The sequence below is a fragment of the Halosegnis longus genome (assembly GCF_009663395.1).
Classification (GTDB): Archaea; Halobacteriota; Halobacteria; order Halobacteriales; family Haloarculaceae; genus Halosegnis; species Halosegnis longus.
On record NZ_QKNW01000001.1, the window covers coordinates 958,377 to 976,073 of the forward strand.

The following is a 17,697-nucleotide window of genomic DNA, read 5'->3' on the forward strand; positions in this document are numbered from 1 at the left end:
TCTGAACACCTCAGCCGAGTTTTTCTGTCCAAATGTTGTGGTCTCGGCCGACCACTGTATGGTCCAACGCACTCGTTCGCACATTACACTCCATTCGTCCACCTGGGCGTGTATAAGCGTTGTGCTGTATGCAGTTTTGAGTCTAATTACTGTTCATACGACCTTATATACCGCGGAGGAACGACTTGTTCGTAGTATTCTATCTCGAAAGAGGGCAGATTTGCTATATTCTATGCGCGAGAGTGCGGTAGGAGTGAGCAAACGTGAAGCGTTTGCGAGCTACGCAGTGGGAGGAGCGAACCCAGCGACGAGCACGGTGGGATTCGAACCCACGATATTCGGATTAGAAGTCCGACGCTTTGGTCCGAGCTAAGCTACGTGCCCTCACCGCTCGTATCCCCGGCGCGAGCAAAAGGACAACGGCTGGGGACTGCGGGAACCGATGGGTTTGGATACGATGGCGGAGAAGACGGCGTATGCTCATCGCGTTCGACTTCGACGGCACGCTCTCTGACTCCGAGATGACGGTCCTACTTGGCGAGCAGTGTGGCGTCGCCGACGAGATGGAAGCCATCACTGAACGGGCGATGAACGACGAAATCGACTACGCCACCTCGCTGCGCGAGCGGGCCGCACTCTTGGACGGGCTCTCGGAGGATGCAGCCGCTGAGGCGTGGGACCAGGTCGTCTTGCGCGACGGCGCGGCGGCGGTCATCGACGCGCTCCGTGAGGGTGGCCACACGGTCGCCATCCTGACGGGGGGGTTCGAGACGGGCGTCGAGACAGCACTCGACGCAGCAGGGACGAGCGTCGACACCATCGTCGCGAACCGACTCCCCGTAGCGGCGGGTGCACTCACCGGCGAGGTTGAAGGCCCGCTCATCGAGGGGACGAAGGACGACGCGCTCGAATCGCTGGCCGCGGAGTACGGCGTCGAGATGGCGGAGACGGTCGCGGTCGGCGACGGAGCAAACGACCTGCCGATGTTGGAGGTCGCGGGACTGGCAATCGGGTTCGAGCCGAAGCCGGCGGTCGAGCCGTCGTGTGACACGGTCGTCGCGTCGATGCAGGAGCTGTTGGCGACGCTCGAATCGCGAAACGTCGTCTGAAACGGCAGGAGGCTCTCGGGGGAGAAACGGCGCGGCAGTAGTTTCTCGCGGACGGCGTCAGACGCACGTCAGCCGTTGCGTACTGCGGTTTTTTGCTGTGAGCCGGCGTAGCCGAGGTCAATGGTTCGGCTGAATCCGCTGTCGTGGCTCGGGGAACAGATAGGGAACTATCCGCTGCGGCTCTCGGGCGGGTTTGCCGTGCTTGGCGGTGCGGTCGCGACGGCGCTGTCAGTCGGGCCGAACGCCGGCGTGAACGAGCTCGTCTCCTTCGCGAGCACGCAGCCGGCGTACGCCGCCGCCGTCGTCTGTGGGCTCGCCGTCATGCTGTTCGTCGACGGCTGACCGTCGGGCTTCTTGTGTTCGCCGGTCGTCGGTTCTCGTATGGCTTCGCCACGCGCCGTCAGCGAACTGCTGAGCAGCGACGTGGAGACGGTCGGGCCGGCGGCGTTTCTGCGCGCCGTCACCGAGTATCTCTACGGAACCGGCGTCGGCTCCGTCGTCGTCACCGACGAGCACGACGTGCCCGTCGGTATCATCACGGGCAGGGACATCGGCCGCGCCGCCGCCGAGGGACTCGGCTTCGACACCACGCGCGTCCGTGAGGTGATGACCGATTCGCCGGTCACCGTCGCTCCGGAGACGACCGGCCAGCAGGCCGCCGAGACGATGCGCGAACACGGGATTCGCCATCTGCTCGTCGTCGACGACGACGGACTCGTCGGCGTGGTCACGGCCACGGACCTCGCGTACGCGACTCCGGACGCGCCCGCGGCGGAGAGCGTCGAGGTCGACGTGGACGCCCGCGACCGCTACGACGAGCGCGACTGGGCCTTCGACGGGCCGGCGGGGTCGGCGCTGTCGGTCGGCGACGAGTTCACGTTCGCGAAGACGCTCACCGAGACGGATATCGAGCAGTTCGCCGAGGCGACCGGCGACACGAACCCGCTCCATCTCGACGCCGAGTACGCCGGCGCGACCAGATTCGGCGGACGCATCGCACACGGCGTGCTCACGACGGGCGTCGTCTCGGCCGCGGTCGCACGGCTCCCGGGGATGCCGATTTATCTCGAACAGAACGCCCGCTTCACCGCCCCGGTCCACGGCGGCGAGCGCGTCACGGCGACCATCGAGGTCATCGAGGAGGAGACGACAGACCAGTTCCGGCTCTCGACGGTCGTGACGGACGAGGACGGAGAAATCGTGTTGGACGGCGACGCGCTCGTGTTGGTCGAAGCGGAGCCCTAACGCGGGACGGATTCGTTCGTCTCGTCGGTTCGGTTCGGGAGTCGGTTCTGGTTCCGGTAACCGAAGGTCCGGGGTGCGGCCGCCGTCGTGACACGGCGCTCGTCGGTCCAGCGGTCGCGTGTGGTGGTGGTCGTCGGCTGTCCGGGTCGGGTCGTGGATTCTGTGGTGCTCATTTGGGTCGGGGAAGGATGGTCGGCGTGCTGTACGCGCAGTATGGGAGAGTTATCGGTGGCGTACAGCGAGCATATCAACTGCGAGGAGCCAGACTATAATGAATGTTTGTGTTCGTGCACGATTGTACACGAACGATACCCGGATTCGGGGACAGCTCAGTCGTCTTCGGTCGTGATGTCCGCCGAGAGTCCCTGTGCCATCTCGATATCCTTCGAGTTGTTGAGCGTCCACGCGGTGCGTTCGGTGACGGCCTCGATGACCTCACGCGCCGACGGGTAGCCGTTGCCGGACTTCTTCACGCCGCCGAAGGGGAGCTGGACCTCCGCGCCGATACACGGGAGATTACCGTAGGCGAGTCCGACCTCGGCGTGGTCGCGGTAGTAGTTTATCTGCCGGTAATCCTCGGAGATGACCGCGCCGGCGAGTCCGTACTCGGTGTCGTTGTGGACCTCGACGGCACGCTCGATGTCGCCGTCGTACTCCAGCAGGGCGACGTGGGGGCCGAAGACCTCCTCGTGGGTACACCGGAGGTCGGCGTCGGGGTCGGCCTCGTAGACGAACGGCCCGATCCAGTTGCCCGCCTCGTGGCCGTCGGGAATCTCCTCGGCGTCGAGTTCCTCGCGGTCGACGAGCACGTTCACGCCCTCGTCGCGGGCGAGTTGGTTGTACTCGCGCACCTTCTCGCGGTGTTCCGGCTCGATGAGCGGGCCCATGAACGTCGACTCGTCGAGCGGGTCGCCGACGGCGACCTTCTGTGCGAGCTCGACGAACCGCTCTTTGAACTCGTCGTACACGTCGGTGTGGACGACGAGCCGCTCGCTCGACACGCAGCGCTGGCCCGTCGTCTTGAAGCTCGACATGACCGCCGAGTGGACGGCGGTGTCGAGGTCCGCCTTCTCCGTGATGACGATGTTGTTCTTGCCGCCCATCTCGCAGGCGGCGAGCTTGCCGGGCTGTTGGGCGACCTTCGATGCGACCTCGTGGCCGACCTCCGCGCTGCCGGTGAAGAGCACGGTGTCGACGCGCTCGTCGTCGACGATAGCCTCGCCGGCGTCACCGAAGCCCTGCACCATGTTGAACACGCCGTCCGGGATGCCCGCGTCGATGAACATCTCGGCGAGAATCTGCCCACACCACGGCGTCTGCTCGGCGGGCTTGAACACGACGGTGTTCCCCTCGACCAGCGCGACGGCCATGTGCCAGAACGGGATGGCGACCGGGAAGTTCCACGGCGTGATGCAGCCGACGACGCCGCGCGGCTTCCGGCGCATGTAGGCGTCCTTCGACGGAATCTCGGAGGGCACCACGTCCCCCTTCGGGTGGCGGGCGTCGCCGGCGGCCCACTCCACCATGTGCCACGCCTCGGTCACGTCCGCCTTTCCTTCGGAGATTTCCTTGCCACACTCCTTGGTGACGATTTCGCCGAGTTCCTCGTGGCGGTCTTTCAGCTCCTGGTAGATGTCCCAGAGATACTCCGCGCGCTGCGGGTGGCTGAGCGCCTGCCACTCCTCCTCTGCGGCGTCGGCGGCCGCGACCGCGCGGTCGATATCGCTCTGCGTGCCCCGCTCGAAGCTGGCGAGCGTCTCGCCCGTCGCCGGGTTCCGCGACTCGAACGTCTCCGTTCCGTCGCCGTCGTCCCACTCGCCGCCGATGTAGTGTCGATAGGTGTCCGACATACCCGGGCTTCGGTACCCCGACACGAAACCGTACACCCGACCATGGGCGGAAGCTACAAGCCGGTGTGTGCAAACGAGGGGGTATGAGCCAGACGAAACCGACCGGGACGCGGCTAACCTTGGACCTGTGGCACCCCGACTGCTGGGCTATCGAGGCGACGAGCAAGACGGCGGGGGGTGTACTCGCGCACGCCGTCTACAGCTCCCCGGAGGCCGACAGCCCGGAGTCGGTCAACGGGCTGTTCACGGCGTTCGGCGAGAGCGAATCCGAGGTCGACGCGCTGCTCGACGAGATACGCGACGTGCCCCACGGGGGGAACGTCCACGAGCTACAGGAGCGATTCGGGCGCGAGCGCGACGCCCCCGGGCGCGTCGTCACGGAGTTCTTCCTCGAGTACGACCCCGACGACATGGTGTGTCCGACCCTGCTCGAACACGGCTTCGTCCACAGCGCGCCCGTCCGCATTGAGGACGGACGCGAGGAGTGGCAGGTGGTGTTCGCGGGCGACCGCAGCGGCATCGAGCCGGCGCTCGACGGCGTGCGCGAGCAGGCCGACGCCACCGTCGAGGTGGAGTCTATCACCAGCGGTGACCCCCGGAAGTCACCCCGCGAGCAGCGGCTCGACTCGCTGACGCCGACCCAGCGGGAGGCGTTCGAGACCGCGCGCGCGGAGGGGTACTACGAGTGGCCCCGCGAGGCGACGACCCGCGAACTCGCCGCCGAACTCGACGTGTCGAAGACGACGTATCTGGAACACCTCCGGAAGGCCGAGGCGAAGCTGCTGAATCCGTCGTCGTAGCCGGACGCGAGCGCGGCAATAATTGCCGTTCACGGCCGAATCGACCATGGTCGGGAACAGCTATACCCTTGTAGTTCTTCAAACAACGGTGTATGACAGAGAGACCCATTGACAGACGGACAGTACTCGGCATCACGGGCGCGGGAGCGATTACCCTCGCCGCCGGCTGTGTGAGCACGACCGACGACGACGAGGAGACGGCGACCGACTCGGGGGGCGACGGCGGTGACGGCGGAGCTACCGCCACGGACACCGACACCGGCGGGTCGGGGGACCCGTACACCATCGGCGTGGTGAACTCACAGACCGGCTCGCTGTCGGCGTTCGGCGAGCGCAACGCCCGCGGGCTGGAACTCGCGTTGCGTGACGTGAACGAGACGACCATCGGCGGCCGCGAGCTCGACGTCATCGTCGAGGACTCCGAGAGCACGTCGAGTTCGGGCGTCTCCGCGGCACAGAAGCTCGTGAACCAGGACGGCGTCCCGTTCCTCATCGGCGCGGTCGGGTCGGGGGTTTCGCTCGCAATCTACGAATCCGTCATCGACGGCACCGACGTGGTACAGCTGAGTCAAAACTCCACGGGAACGGACCTGAGCAACTACCCCGGCCTGCTCCGGATGTCGCCGCCCGGCGGCGTCCAGTCGTCCGCGCTGGCTTCGCTGGTCGACGCCGACGGCCACGACTCCGTCGCGCTGGCGTGGGTGAACAACGACTACGGACAGGGGCTCGCGGAGACGTTCCGCAACGAGTGGGACGGCGACATCGTCTACGACGAACCCCACGACCAGGGGGCGTCGTCGTACTCCAGTGTCGTCTCCTCGATGGCAAACTCCGGGGCCGACGCGTGGGTGTTCATCACCTACCAGCCGGAGTTCACGACGATGGCACAGGAGGCTTACTCCAACGGCTACGAGGCACCCTACTACGGGGCCGACTCCGTGCAGGGGTCGGACGTGCTGGACGGCACCCCCGAGGGGAGTCTCGAAGGGATGCAGGTCGTCGTCCCCTCCGCGGCGGTCGACCAGGAGAACTACCAGCAGTTCGCGTCCGACTTCGAGTCGGAGTACGACCAACAGCCCACCTCGTGGGCCGCCTTCATGTACGACTGCGTCATCACGGCCGCACTCTCCATCGCGACCGCAGACGAGTTCACCGGGAGCGCCCTGCAGGGAACGGTCCGCGACGTGACCCGTCCCGAGGGCGAGGAGGTGTTCACCTTCGCCGAGGCGATGGACGTGCTCGGCGACGACGGCACCGCCGACGACATCGACTACCAGGGCGTCTCCGGTCCCATCGACTTCGACGAGAACGGTGACCCGGTCGGCTTCCTGCAGGTGCTCACCGTCCAGGACCACGAGTACGTCCAGACCGACACCGTCCAAGGGTAGCCGTGGCGATTTTGGAACTGCTGGCGAACGGACTGGTGTTTTCGAGCATCATCGTGCTTGCGAGCATCGGCCTGTCGCTGGTGTACTCGATTGCGGATTTCGCCAACTTCGCACACGGGGACACGATGGCCGTCGGCGCGTACGCCGCCCTGCTCACCTTCGGTGTTCTCGGCGGCGTCGGCCCGACGGTGCTCGCGCTCCCGGTCGGCTTCTTCATCGCCCTGGCCGTCGGGGCGGCCGTCGCCGCGCTCGTCGCCGTCGTCACCCACGTCGTCGTCTACGAGCCGCTGGAGGTGGACTCCATCGGCCTGCTCATCACCTCCATCGGCGTCGCGTTCGTGTATCGCGCGATTATCCAGCTGCGATTCGGGTCGAACCCAATCGAGTTCGACATCCCGCTGCAGCGACCCATCGAGGCGCTCGTTCCCCTGGGAGTTCGCGTCACCGTCCACGACGTGGCTATCGTCGCGACCGCGGCGCTGCTCGTCGTCGGACTCCACGTCCTGTTGCAGTACACTGACCTCGGCCGGAAGATGCGCGCGACCGCAGACAACCCCGACCTCGCGCGCGTCTCCGGGATTCGCACCCGCCGCGTGGAGTGGTGGACCTGGATTATCGGGGCCGGCCTCGCCGGCGTCGGCGGCGGCTTCCTCGGACTGTACAATCAGCTCTCGCCGCGGATGGGCTTCGACATCCTGCTGGTCGTCTTCGCGGCCGTCATCCTCGGAGGGATCGGCTCCGTCTACGGCGCGATGGCCGGCGGCCTGCTCATCGGCGTCATCAATCAGCTGATGCCCGCCATCTCCGACCTCGCCGTCGCGCTGCCGCTGGTCCCGAACGTCGGGCCGGCGTACGCCGACTCCGTCGCCTTCCTCATCATGGTGGCCGTCCTCCTCGTTCGGCCGTCGGGGATTGCCGGAGGTGAGACGACGTGACGCTGCGCGAGCGCTACGACGCGATGACGCGGGCCGAACAGGGCGTGACCCTGTTCGTCGGCGGCTTCGGCTTCCTGCTCGTGCTCGCACTGTTGACCGGCACGCTGACGCCGTCGTACACGCTGTATCTCGCCGGGCTGACGGGGATGTACGTCCTCCTCTCCTTCGGGCTGAACGCCCAGTGGGGGTACACCGGACTCATCAACTTCTCCGTCGCGGCCTTCTTCGGCATCGGCGCGTACGCGACGGCGCTCGTCACGGCGACCAACTCCCCGCTTTCGATTCCGGGCGGCGTCCTCGTCGGCCTGGTGCTCGCGATACTCGCGTCGGCGGTCGTCGCCGTCGCCATCGCGATTCCGACGCTGCGGCTCCGGTCTGATTACCTCGCCATCGCCTCGCTCGGGCTGGCGGAGGTCGTCCGGCAAATCGTCCTGAACCAGCGCGACTGGACGAACGGCTCGGGCGGCCTGCGGGGAATTCCGGACGTGTTCGCCGGCTGGCCCGTGCTCGGCGAACTTCCGGAACAGCTCCCGGGGTTGCAGTTCACGGAGTACGCGGTCGGCATTCCGGGACTGTTCCGGGTGCGCGTGCTCGGGTTCACGCTCGACACCCCGTTCTGGACGGACCTGCTGAACTTCGTCGTCGTCGTGGTGTTCGTCGTGGCCGTGTATCTCCTGCTCCGGCGGGTCCACCGGTCGCCGTGGGGGCGCGTCCTCCGGACGATTCGCTCCGACGAGGACCTCGCCTCGGCGCTGGGGAAAGACACCTACGGGTTCAAGCTCCAGTCGTTCGTGCTCGGCTCCATCATCATGGCGCTCGGGGGCATCTTCTACGCCTTCCTCGCAGCGTACGTCAGCCCCGGCGACCTCGAACCCATCAACACGTTCTACGTCTGGATTGCGGTCATCCTGGGCGGGAGCGGGTCGAATCGCGGGGCGATGTTCGGCGGCTTCGTCGTCGTCGCCATCCGCGAGGGAACGCGGTTCGCGAGCGATATTCTCCCCAGTCAGCTTCCCGTGAACATCCCGGTGCTCGTGGATGTGTACGGCGCAATCGTGAGCGACTTCGGCTCGACGCGACTGCTCATCGTCGGTCTGCTCATCGTGTTGGTGATGCGGCTCAGACCGGAGGGCGTGTTGCCGCCACAGCGCGAACTCGTCTGGCCGAGCGCACTGGAGGAGAAGGATGAGTGAAAGCGAGACCCTAACGACCGGCGCGAACCGAGAGAAGGACGACACCGTGCTCGAAGTCGAGGGGCTGCGCAAGGCCTTCGGCGGGCTGGTGGCGACCGACGACGCCAGCTTCGCCGTCGAGCGCGGGACGATTACCGCGCTCATCGGCCCCAACGGCGCGGGGAAATCGACCATCTTCAACCTCGTCTCCGGCTTCTACGAGCCGGACGCGGGGACGGTTCGGGTCAACGGGACCGACGTGACCGGGATGGAGCCACACGAGGTGGCCGACGAGGGGCTCATCCGGACGTTCCAGACCCCCCGGAAGCTGGAGGGGATGACCGTCCGCGAGGCGATGTTGGTCGGCGCGAGCGACCAGCCCGGCGAGTCGTTCCTGAAGCTGTTCACCGACCCGTCGGGGGTCGAGGCCGCGGAGCGAGCGAACGTCGAGGACGCCCACGAGATGCTCGAACAGTTCGAAATCGGGCATCTCGCGACCCAGCCGGCGACGGACCTCTCTGGCGGGCAGATGAAGCTCGTGGAGCTGGCGCGTGCGATGCTCGCCGAGCCGGAGATTCTCCTGCTCGACGAGCCGGTCGCGGGCGTGAATCCGACGCTCGCCAACAAGCTGTCCGACCACATCGCCCGGCTCAACGACGAGGGCGTCACCCTGTGTCTCATCGAACACGACATGGAGTTCGTGATGAACCTCGCGGACCCGGTCATCGTGCTCGACCGCGGAAGCGTGCTCGTGGAGGGGTCACCCGAAGCGGTGCGCAGCGACCAGCGCGTCATCGACGCGTATCTCGGGGGTGACTCGGCGTGAGCATCCTCGAACTGGAGGGGATCGACACCGGCTACGGCGACGTGCAGGTGCTCGATGACCTCTCGATGTCCTTGGAATCGGACGAAATCGTCTGTCTCATCGGGCCGAACGGCGCGGGCAAGTCGACGGTCCTGAAGACGGTGTTCGGGCTGTTGGAGCCGTGGACCGGGTCGGTCCGGTTCCGCGGCGACGATATCGGCGGGCTCGCGCCCGAGGACATCGTCCGCGAGGGCGTCGGCTACGTTCCACAGACCGAGAACGTCTTCGGCTCGCTCACCATCGAGGAGAATCTCCGGATGGGCGGGGTCGCGCGCGACGACGACCTCGACCCGGTCATCGAGGGGCTGTACGACCGGTTCCCGGTGCTGGAGGAGAAACGGCGGGCGAAGGCGTCGACCCTCTCGGGGGGACAGCGCCAACTGCTCGCGTTCGCTCGCGCGCTGATGATGGAGCCGGAGGTGTTGCTCATCGACGAGCCGTCTGCCGGGCTCGCGCCCAACACGGCAGACGAGGTGTTCGCCGACGTGCAGACGGTCAACGACGGCGGCACGGCCATCCTCATGGTCGAGCAGAACGCCCACAAGGGGCTGGGTATCTCCGACCGCGGCTACGTCCTCGACCAGGGGACGGTCGCGTACGAGAACGAGGCCGACTCGCTGCTGGACGACCCAGAGGTGTCGCGGCTGTATCTGGGCGGCTAGCCCACGCTTTCTTTGCCTGCCACCACCTACCACGGGGCATGGACCTGCTGTTCATCGTTGGCGGGCTGACACTGTTCGCGCTCGTGTTCGGCGGGCTGGAGTTTCTCGACGACATTCTCGACCGCTACTACCCGATGGACGAGGAGGTCGACCCTTAGATCAAGAGCCTGACGACGGCGAACAGGACGAGCACGCCCAGCACGTCGCAGGTGTTCGTGACGACGGGCAACACCACGTCGTCGGGGTCGGCACCGACCCGGAAGGCGGCGTAGGTCGCCGTGACGCTCACCGCGACCGACAGCACGGCGAGTATCCCGCCACACAGCGTCGCGACGACCACCACCGTCGCGACCGGGAGCGCGGTCTGGCCGACGAGCGACTGGACGGCCCACGCGCTCGCCCCGACGACCGGAAAGAGGGTCGCGGCCAACCCGACCGTCGCGACGGCGTTGCCGGCCAGCGTCTCGTCGGTCGGTTCGAACGACAGCAAGCCGAGATGCGTCGCCGTCGAGAGCCGCGAGGCCATGATCGAGCCGAGATTCCCCGCCATCCCGATGGTGACCGGGACGAGCACGAGCAGGGAGGGGTACTGCAGCAGCGTCTCCTGTAGCGTGTCGAGGACGAGCCCCGACGCCAGTTCGACGAGCGTCAACACGACGAGCACGGGGAGCATGTCGGCGAGAATCTCCCGGACGGTCCAGCGCGCCATCTACCCACCCCCGAGCGCGAGGACGATTCTGGCGGCCGCGAGCATCGTCGCGACGCCGACCACGTCGCCCGTCGTCGTGACGACCGGCCCGGCCAGCGTGTCGGGGTTCAACCCTCGACGGTAGCCGAGGAAGACGACGCCGACGACGGCAATCGTGAGCAGGAGTCCCGAGACCGTCCCGGCGATGAGCGCGATACCGAGAAGCGTCGCCAGCGTGGCGTGGTCGCGCCCGAGTACCGACAACAGTGCGAAGCCGGCGGTCGCGGCGAAACAGCTCATCAGGACGCCGTTTGCCATCGCGGCGGCGACGGCCGCCCGGGTCCGCCGGTCCGCGAAGTCGAACCGCGGCTCGATGAGCCCCTGGTGGAGCGCGCTCGCGAGCCGTGCACCCAGCGAGCCGTAGACGTTACCGCGGGTCGCGAGGAGGGCGGGAACGAGCAGCAAAAGCCCGGGAACGGCCGCGAGTTCGGCCTCCATCCCCCCGAGGACGACCCCGGCGAACAGACCGCCGACCGCGCTGAGTGCCACCACCGGAAGCGCCTCCCGGTAGGCCTCGACCGCGGTCTGGCGGATACTCATACTCGGAGGTCACCCGGCGCGTGCAAAAACGCGGTGGGTGTCGGGGCGTGGGAGCGAGACGCCCAGAGCCGAGGCCCGGGGTGTTTCTTCCGGCTGGCCTGCGATGACCGGGTATGAGTGGGGACCCCGAGAACGTACCGACCGTTTCCTGTGCGCGCTGTGGCGACGAGTGGACGCTGGCGTACGAACTCGACGAACTCGGTCTCGGTAACGGCGCGCTCGAAGCGTTCGCCATCGACCACCGGGAACACACCGGCCACTACCCGGACGGCGTGACGCCGTGGGTCGCCGACTGCCGGCACTGTCCCGACGGCGTCGAGCGCATCGACGAGAGCGCAGTCCGCCGGTGGGCGCGGACTCACACGCGACACGCTGGCCACGAAGTCGACCTCAGCTACGACGGTGAGACGGAGCGCGTGAGGCGAGAGTAGCGTTCGCCGGCGTCAGGCCATCCGTGGCACACACTGTGGCTACTCCAGCGTCGACAAGACGAGCGTCGAGAAGTCGGTCTCGGAGATGTGGCCGGCTTCCAGCGCGTGGAACCACCCTTCGTGGACCTCGAAGTGGCCTTTCGTCTCGCGGTCGTCCTCGCTGTCGACGTTGTCGAAGGCCCACACCTCGACGGCCTCGGGGTCCCACGCGCCGGCGTCGGGAATCGAGCGGCCATCGCCGCTTTCCGTCTCGATGCCGGCGAGCGCGAGGAACGCGCGGAGGATGGTGCCGACCTGCGACTGCGGAATCTGTCGGTTCACGCCCGGCGACTCGTAGCCGACGTGGAGCGCGCCGTCGTGGTGTTCACAGTGCGTGACGTGGAGTCCGTCGGCCGCGAGTTCCGATTCCAGTATCGCGCCGACGTCGTCTTCTGTGAGGGTCATATCGGGGGTTCGTGGCTGTCGCCTTAGCCCCACCGGAGCCTACACCGGCGACGGCGGTGTCTCCTGGTATGCGACGGCCGCCTCGCGCAGCTCGTCGGGGAAGCGCGTCGGCTCGCCGTCGCGGACACAGACGTGCGTGACGGTCCCGTCTGCACACACCGCGTCGTCGGCTTTGCGTCGACACTCCCACTCGAAGGTGAGCGAGGCGTCGCCGATCTGCTCGATGCGGGCCGCACAGACGAGTTCGTCGCCGAAGGTGGCCGACTTCCGGTAGTTCACGTCGACGTTGACGACGTGGATGTCGAACGTCGACTGCTGGCCCCAGCCGTAGTCGATGTCGCGGAGGTACTGACTGACCGTCTCGTCCTGGTAGGTGACGTAGTTGCCGTAGAAGACGACGGCCTGTGCGTCCGTCTCCTCGAACCGCACGCGCGTCTCCCAGATGTCCTGCATACAGAGACGGCGCGCCCGGCCGCGAAGAATCCCACGACACGGCGAAAGCTACTCCCCGCCCTCGCTCTAACGAGTGACGATGACAGCCTACGACGTTGTGGTGGCGGGCGGGGGACCTGCCGGCCTGCAGTTCGCGCGCGAACTCGGCGCGCGCACCGACTACCGGGTGTGTCTGTTGGAGGCGAATCCGTCGCTCGCGGACAACGACAAGTCCACTGGTGGCACCTTCGAGCAGGTCATCGACGGCTTCGACGTGGACGAGTCGGTGGTGATGGGGTCGAGCCCGAGCGTCGTCTTCGAGGGGCCGACCGCGCGCGAGCGGCTCGCCATTCCGAACTACGTGCTCGACTTTCCGGCCTTCTTGGAGTGGCTCGGCGAGGAAGCAGCGAGCGACGGCGTCGACGTGCGGACCGGCGCTCGCGTCACCGGTCCCGTCGTTGAGGACGGACGGGTCGTCGGCGTCGAGACGCGCGAGGAGACGGTTCGGGCGACTCTGGTCGTGGACGCGACCGGCGAGACCGGCGCGTTGACGACCGAACTCGGCATGTGGAATCGAAACGCGGGCCAGCGCGGCATCGGCAAGGAGTTCGAGGTGTCGGGCACCTTCGACTCGGACGCGATGGTGTTCCGGTTCGACCACGAGGTCGCGCCCGGCGGCTACGCGTGGGTGTTCCCCGGCGACGACCGGTTCAAAGTCGGCGTCTGCTGGGTGAACGACTTCTACGAGCGCCACGCGCCGGACGACCGCTCCATCGACGACTACCTCCGGTCGTGGCTCGACCGCGACGACCGGTGGCGGGCCGACGAGATTCACGCCACCCACGCGGGCGCGGTGGTCTCTGACAACTCCATCAATCAGCGCGCGACGGACGGCCTCGTCGCCGTCGGCGATGCGGTGTCGAGTATCAACCCCCTGTTCGGCGAGGGGATTCGGCCGGGAATGGAGTCGGCGCGGATGGCTGCCGACGTTGCTATCGACGCGCTCGACGCCGGCGACGTGTCGCGCGAGCGGTTGGCCGGCTACGAGCAGCGGTGGAACGGCGAGAAGGGAGGAGACTGGCGGCTCCAGCGCGTCGTCGGCGAACTGCTGTACGATTTCGACGCCGGCCAACAGGACGAGTTCGTCCGAGCGTCGGGGGAGTTCTCACGGGCCGGACTCGACCGGCTCCAGCAGTACGAGCTCACGCTCCGTGACCTCCTGCGGCTGTATCCCGCGCGGGCGAGTGACGTGCTGAAGCTGCCACGCGTGGCGCGACACCTGGCCTAGAGCCGGTCGGAGAGCGACCCCGTCGCGAAGTAAGTGTCGAGGACGGTCTCGGCCAGGAAGCCGTCGGGGTCGAGCACGATGTAGACGACGACGAACGGCTCGTCCGGGTCGATGACGAACACCTCGAAGGGGGGAGTCGCGCCCTGGCTCTCCTCGTGGTAGCTCCCGCGCCCGCCGGCCGCGCGCACGAGCAGCGGTTCGAGTGGTTTCACGCCGTCGCGGAACTCGGCGAACACGTCCTGTTGACCGGGCTGGTCAGCGAAGGTGTAGACGATGCCGTTGGCGTCGCCGTCGGTGCCGTGGGTGACGCGGGCGTTCATCCCGCTGTTCTCGCTGACGGCGTCGTCCCAACACCGGGTGGCGGCCTCGAAAATCGCCTCCTCGGTGCGCGTAAACCGGATGCGCGTCTCGTCGGTCACCGCGTAGTCGGACAACGTCGGGTCGCCGTCGGTCCACGCGAGGGTGGCGTCGATGCGGTAGCCCGGCTCGAGGTCGGGGGCGTCACCCCGGGGGACGTAGGTGGGGTCGCCGCTCTCGGTGTCGAGCAGGAGCCACTCGTCGCCGTCGCGGCCGGCGAGCACGCGGAACTGCCCGGTCGTCGTCTGCTCCATATCGGAAGGATGGTGCGGGCGTGGAAAACGCCGACGGTGTGACCGACACGGCTTTGCGAGTCGCTCCGCGAGCCGAGGTATGTACGAGAGCGGACGCTACGTCGCCCGGCAGCTCGAACCCGTCGCCGACGAGCAGATACAGCCCAACGGCGTCGACCTGACGCTCGCGGCCGTGGAACGCCAGCGAGAGCCGGGACGCATCGGCACGGACGGGAAGACGGTCGGCGAGCGCGAAACCATGGAACCTGCAGACGGCGTCTACCGGCTGGAGCCGGGGGCGTACATCGCCCGCTACGGCGAGACCATCGCCGTGCCCGACGACCACGTCGGCTTCGTCTACCCGCGCTCGTCGCTGATGCGCAACTCCTGTATGCTGAACACGGCAGTGTGGGACGCCGGCTACGAGGGGAGAGGCGAGGGACTCCTTCGGGTTGGCCACACCATCGAACTGGAGGCCGGCGCGCGCATCGCACAGTTCGTCCTCGCGGAGGCGGACCACGAGGGGCGGTACGACGGGACGTATCAGGGCGAGCGCATCGAGTAGCGGCGAGCGTGCGAATTCAGTCACTGAGACGCCCGACAGTCTTTATGAGTGTCGCTCCCGAACTAGCAGTCAGTAACTATGGCTGCAGGTGCTCAGCCGAACTCGTTCACAGACCGTGCCTTCTTCGAGGCGTTGGTCCAGAACGGCTCGGACGCGATCATCACAATCGACACGGACGACCGGATTCGGTTCGCCAACGACGCCACGAAGAGGGTGTTCGGCTACGACCCCGAGGAGCTCATCGGGGAGTCGCTGACCACCATCATGCCGGAGCGTTTCCAGGACGCCCACCGGGCGGCCATCGAGCGGTATCTCGAAACCGGCGAGCGGACCCTCGACTGGAGCGGTATCGAACTCCCGGCGGAACACCGCGACGGTCACGAGGTCCAGGTGTCGATTACCTTCGAGGAGTACGAGTACGGGGGCCAGAAGGTCTTCTCCGGAATCATGCGGGACGTGACCGAGCGCAAGGAGCGTGAACGCAAGCTCGAACAGCAAAACGAGCAGCTGGAGCGGTTCGCGTCGGTCGTGAGTCACGACCTCCGCAGCCCGCTCCAGACGGCGAAGGCGACCCTCGCGGTCGCGAAGGCGACCGACGACGACGAGGCGCTCGAGGAGCTAGACGAGCTACTCGACCGGATGGACGAACTCGTCGACGACGTGCTCGAGCTCGCGACCCAGGGCCAGACGGTCGACGAGACCGAGCGGGTGTCGCTGGAGGCCGTCGCGTCGGACGCGTGGAGCGTCGCCGGCCACGAGGACATCACGTTTGAGAGCGAGGACGTGACGCTGGACGCCGACCCCGAGCGGCTCCAGACGCTGCTGGAGAATCTCTTCCGCAACGCCCGCGAACACGGCGGCGCGGAGTCCATCTGGGTGGAGACCACCCACGACGGCTTCGCCGTCAACGACGACGGGAGCGGGCTGGGTCACGTCGACGAGGAGAAGCTGTTCGACCACGGCTACACGGAAAGCGAGTCCGGAACGGGAATCGGGCTGAACATCGTCAAGACCGTCGCACAGGCCCACGGCTGGCGGGTCGAGGCCGGCGAGAGTGACGAGGGGGGTGCCCGGTTCGCGTTCCACGAGGTGACGACCAGATGACGGCCACCTCGGACCGTGTCGAGGCCGACGACGCGGACGAGGAGCACCAGGCCGAGCCGGTGGTGTTGGCCGTCGACGACGAGCCGCGAGTCACACAGGCGTTCGCGCTGTGGCTCGACGGCTACGACGTCCGGACGGCACAGTCGGGCGAGGAGGCCTTGGAGATGCTCGACGGCGTCGACGTGGTCTTGCTCGACAGACAGATGCCGGGGATGGACGGCGGCGAGGTGTTAGAGGCGATTCGCGAGCGGGGCTACGACTGCCGGGTCGCGATGGTCACCGGCGTCTCGCCGGAGCTCGACGTGGCCGACATGGCCTTCGACGATTATCTGGAGAAGCCGGTCGACCCCGAGGAGCTGGCCGAGACGGTCGAGAAGCTGCTCGCGCGGGCGGATTACGACGAGCGCATCACGGAGCTGTTGTCGGTGACGCGCAAGATAGAGCTGCTGCGCTCGGAGTATTCGGAGGCGGAGCTGAACGACGAGGAGTTCGAGTCGCTGCTCGCGGAGCGCGAGCGGCTCAAGGAAGAAACCGACGAGATGCTGTCGAATCTGGGACCGGAGGAGTTCGCCCAGATTATGAGCGATCTCTAATCGAGCAGCGTCGAGAGCGCGTGTCGCTCCACCCGTCGGAGCGTTTTCGCGACGGACATCGGGTCACTGTCGAGCGCCGCGGCCACCTCGGTGTGTGTCGTCTCACGCGGCTGCTCGTAGTAGCCCGAATCGAGAGCGTGCGCGACCGTGCGGCGCTCCTCGTCCGTCAGTTCGATGCGTCGGACCGCCGTTTCGAGTCCCCCAGTGCTCACAGCCGTGGGTTACGGTCGCCGAATGTGAATCTTCGTATCTGGCTCACACGCCCGTCCCCGAGGCCGCCTCCGGCAGGTCGTACTCGTGGACCTCCATGCCGAGTTCCTCGATGGCGCGGCGCATGTGTTCGCGTTCGGCGAAGTCGGCACCGTCCTCCTCGCGGAGTCGCTGTGCGGTGGCGAACACCTCGCCCTTCCGGTCGTCCGGGATGTCGAACACGTCGGTCGAAATCTCGATGACGAGCCCGTTGTTGTCCTGCGTGTACAGCGAGTAGAAGATACCGCGGTCGAAGATGTTGTAGCCGCGGCCGTCGTCTTTGATGGCCTGTTCCATCTCCTCGAACCGCTCGGGGTCGACGCTGAAACAGAGGTGGTGGACCGCGCCGGTCTGTGGTCGCTGGCCCGCTGCCGACGGGCGGTCGTCGCTCACGAAGAAGGTGAGCATCCGGCCGTCACCCGTGTCGAAGAACAGGTGCGTCTGTGAGGGGTCGTCTAGGTTCGGCTGGCGGAGGACGAGGGGCATTCCCAGCAGGTCGCGGTAGAAGGCGAGGGTGTCCTCCTCGTTGGACCCCCAGACCGTGATGTGGTCGGTGCCGGTGGTGTTGAACGGTGCGTCTGGCTGCTCGGCGGTGATCTCCGGGCTGTCGTCTGCCATACACGTTATTGGTGGTCGCCCTACATAAGCAGTCGCGGGCGTCTACGTCGCCGGGTGACGCCGATGTCA

At 67.0% G+C, this 17,697-nt stretch carries 23 protein-coding genes and 1 tRNA gene; 14 read left to right on the top strand and 10 right to left on the bottom strand.

Annotated elements, in window-relative coordinates; genetic code table 11:
• Positions 1–308 precede the first annotated feature (308 nt).
• Positions 309–384 (bottom strand) — tRNA-Arg (locus tag DM818_RS05275).
• A 92-nt stretch (positions 385–476) separates the two neighbouring features.
• Between DM818_RS05275 and serB the strand changes: the two genes are divergently transcribed.
• From serB to DM818_RS05290, 3 genes are all read left to right on the top strand, one after another.
• Complete coding sequence (gene serB / locus DM818_RS05280) at positions 477–1,109, top strand: phosphoserine phosphatase SerB (RefSeq protein WP_153952402.1); 633 nt, start codon at positions 477–479, stop codon at positions 1,107–1,109.
• Positions 1,110–1,229: 120 nt separating this feature from the next.
• Positions 1,230–1,451 (top strand): hypothetical protein, encoded by a 222-nt coding sequence (locus tag DM818_RS05285; protein ID WP_153952403.1) that lies wholly within the window; start codon positions 1,230–1,232, stop codon positions 1,449–1,451.
• Between the two features lie 39 nt (positions 1,452–1,490).
• A complete protein-coding gene (locus DM818_RS05290) occupies positions 1,491–2,354 on the top strand; it encodes a CBS domain-containing protein (RefSeq protein ID WP_153952404.1) in 864 nt (287 codons plus the stop codon).
• Here the strand turns inward: DM818_RS05290 and DM818_RS05295 are convergent.
• Positions 2,351–2,527 (bottom strand): hypothetical protein, encoded by a 177-nt coding sequence (locus tag DM818_RS05295; RefSeq protein ID WP_153952405.1) that lies wholly within the window; start codon positions 2,525–2,527, stop codon positions 2,351–2,353. The two genes, DM818_RS05290 and DM818_RS05295, sit on opposite strands and share 4 nt — an antisense overlap.
• Positions 2,528–2,683: 156 nt before the next feature.
• Complete coding sequence (locus DM818_RS05300; RefSeq protein WP_075937762.1) at positions 2,684–4,204, bottom strand: aldehyde dehydrogenase family protein; 1,521 nt, start codon at positions 4,202–4,204, stop codon at positions 2,684–2,686.
• 83 nt (positions 4,205–4,287) lie between these two features.
• Between DM818_RS05300 and DM818_RS05305 the strand changes: the two genes are divergently transcribed.
• The 6 genes from DM818_RS05305 to DM818_RS05330 all read left to right on the top strand — a co-directional run bounded on the left by DM818_RS05305 (position 4,288) and on the right by DM818_RS05330 (position 10,026).
• Positions 4,288–5,004, top strand: coding sequence for a helix-turn-helix domain-containing protein (locus tag DM818_RS05305; protein WP_075937761.1), 717 nt, complete (start codon positions 4,288–4,290; stop codon positions 5,002–5,004).
• Positions 5,005–5,096: 92 nt separating this feature from the next.
• Positions 5,097–6,392, top strand: a complete 1,296-nt coding sequence (locus DM818_RS05310) for an ABC transporter substrate-binding protein (protein WP_153952406.1) — start codon at positions 5,097–5,099, stop codon at positions 6,390–6,392.
• A gap of 2 nt (positions 6,393–6,394) precedes the next feature.
• A complete protein-coding gene (locus DM818_RS05315) occupies positions 6,395–7,327 on the top strand; it encodes a branched-chain amino acid ABC transporter permease (protein ID WP_075937759.1) in 933 nt (310 codons plus the stop codon).
• A gap of 23 nt (positions 7,328–7,350) precedes the next feature.
• Positions 7,351–8,520: a branched-chain amino acid ABC transporter permease gene (locus DM818_RS05320; protein WP_075938447.1), complete on the top strand. Its 1,170-nt coding sequence runs from the start codon at positions 7,351–7,353 to the stop codon at positions 8,518–8,520.
• Positions 8,513–9,325: an ABC transporter ATP-binding protein gene (locus DM818_RS05325; RefSeq protein WP_075937758.1), complete on the top strand. Its 813-nt coding sequence runs from the start codon at positions 8,513–8,515 to the stop codon at positions 9,323–9,325. The genes DM818_RS05320 and DM818_RS05325 overlap by 8 nt, the downstream gene beginning before the upstream one ends.
• A complete protein-coding gene (locus tag DM818_RS05330; protein WP_075937757.1) occupies positions 9,322–10,026 on the top strand; it encodes an ABC transporter ATP-binding protein in 705 nt (234 codons plus the stop codon). The genes DM818_RS05325 and DM818_RS05330 overlap by 4 nt, the downstream gene beginning before the upstream one ends.
• 154 nt (positions 10,027–10,180) lie before the next feature.
• Here the strand turns inward: DM818_RS05330 and DM818_RS05335 are convergent, their stop codons facing one another.
• Both DM818_RS05335 and DM818_RS05340 read right to left on the bottom strand, forming a co-directional pair.
• Entirely contained in the window at positions 10,181–10,735 is a 555-nt protein-coding gene (locus tag DM818_RS05335) for a magnesium transporter (RefSeq protein WP_075937756.1), read from the bottom strand.
• Positions 10,736–11,314: a magnesium transporter gene (locus DM818_RS05340; RefSeq protein ID WP_075937755.1), complete on the bottom strand. Its 579-nt coding sequence runs from the start codon at positions 11,312–11,314 to the stop codon at positions 10,736–10,738.
• A 113-nt stretch (positions 11,315–11,427) separates the two neighbouring features.
• On the opposite strand from DM818_RS05340, the gene DM818_RS05345 reads away from it, so the two are divergent.
• A complete protein-coding gene (locus DM818_RS05345; RefSeq protein WP_075937754.1) occupies positions 11,428–11,745 on the top strand; it encodes a hypothetical protein in 318 nt (105 codons plus the stop codon).
• Positions 11,746–11,784: 39 nt separating this feature from the next.
• Here DM818_RS05345 and DM818_RS05350 read toward each other — a convergent pair whose 3' ends face one another.
• Together DM818_RS05350 and DM818_RS05355 are read right to left on the bottom strand one after the other, a co-directional pair.
• Complete coding sequence (locus DM818_RS05350) at positions 11,785–12,189, bottom strand: hypothetical protein (RefSeq protein WP_075937753.1); 405 nt, start codon at positions 12,187–12,189, stop codon at positions 11,785–11,787.
• 39 nt (positions 12,190–12,228) lie between these two features.
• Entirely contained in the window at positions 12,229–12,642 is a 414-nt protein-coding gene (locus tag DM818_RS05355; protein WP_075937752.1) for an acyl-CoA thioesterase, read from the bottom strand.
• A gap of 79 nt (positions 12,643–12,721) precedes the next feature.
• Here DM818_RS05355 and DM818_RS05360 point away from each other — a divergent pair, with 79 nt between their 5' ends.
• Entirely contained in the window at positions 12,722–13,909 is a 1,188-nt protein-coding gene (locus DM818_RS05360; RefSeq protein WP_075937751.1) for an NAD(P)/FAD-dependent oxidoreductase, read from the top strand.
• Here DM818_RS05360 and DM818_RS05365 read toward each other — a convergent pair.
• Entirely contained in the window at positions 13,906–14,520 is a 615-nt protein-coding gene (locus DM818_RS05365) for a DUF6663 family protein (protein ID WP_075937750.1), read from the bottom strand. The two genes, DM818_RS05360 and DM818_RS05365, sit on opposite strands and share 4 nt — an antisense overlap.
• On the opposite strand from DM818_RS05365, the gene DM818_RS05370 reads away from it, so the two are divergent.
• The 3 genes from DM818_RS05370 to DM818_RS05380 all read left to right on the top strand — a co-directional run bounded on the left by DM818_RS05370 (position 14,447) and on the right by DM818_RS05380 (position 16,761).
• A complete protein-coding gene (locus DM818_RS05370) occupies positions 14,447–15,064 on the top strand; it encodes a deoxyuridine 5'-triphosphate nucleotidohydrolase (RefSeq protein WP_268891809.1) in 618 nt (205 codons plus the stop codon). The two genes, DM818_RS05365 and DM818_RS05370, sit on opposite strands and share 74 nt — an antisense overlap.
• A gap of 78 nt (positions 15,065–15,142) precedes the next feature.
• Positions 15,143–16,168 (top strand): PAS domain S-box protein, encoded by a 1,026-nt coding sequence (locus tag DM818_RS05375; RefSeq protein WP_153952407.1) that lies wholly within the window; start codon positions 15,143–15,145, stop codon positions 16,166–16,168.
• Positions 16,165–16,761: a response regulator transcription factor gene (locus DM818_RS05380; protein WP_075937747.1), complete on the top strand. Its 597-nt coding sequence runs from the start codon at positions 16,165–16,167 to the stop codon at positions 16,759–16,761. The genes DM818_RS05375 and DM818_RS05380 overlap by 4 nt, the downstream gene beginning before the upstream one ends.
• Here the strand turns inward: DM818_RS05380 and DM818_RS05385 are convergent.
• Both DM818_RS05385 and DM818_RS05390 read right to left on the bottom strand, forming a co-directional pair.
• Entirely contained in the window at positions 16,758–16,973 is a 216-nt protein-coding gene (locus tag DM818_RS05385) for a helix-turn-helix domain-containing protein (RefSeq protein ID WP_075937746.1), read from the bottom strand. The two genes, DM818_RS05380 and DM818_RS05385, sit on opposite strands and share 4 nt — an antisense overlap.
• Before the next feature lie 43 nt (positions 16,974–17,016).
• Positions 17,017–17,628: a VOC family protein gene (locus DM818_RS05390; protein ID WP_153952408.1), complete on the bottom strand. Its 612-nt coding sequence runs from the start codon at positions 17,626–17,628 to the stop codon at positions 17,017–17,019.
• Between the last annotated feature and the right edge of the window lie 69 nt (positions 17,629–17,697).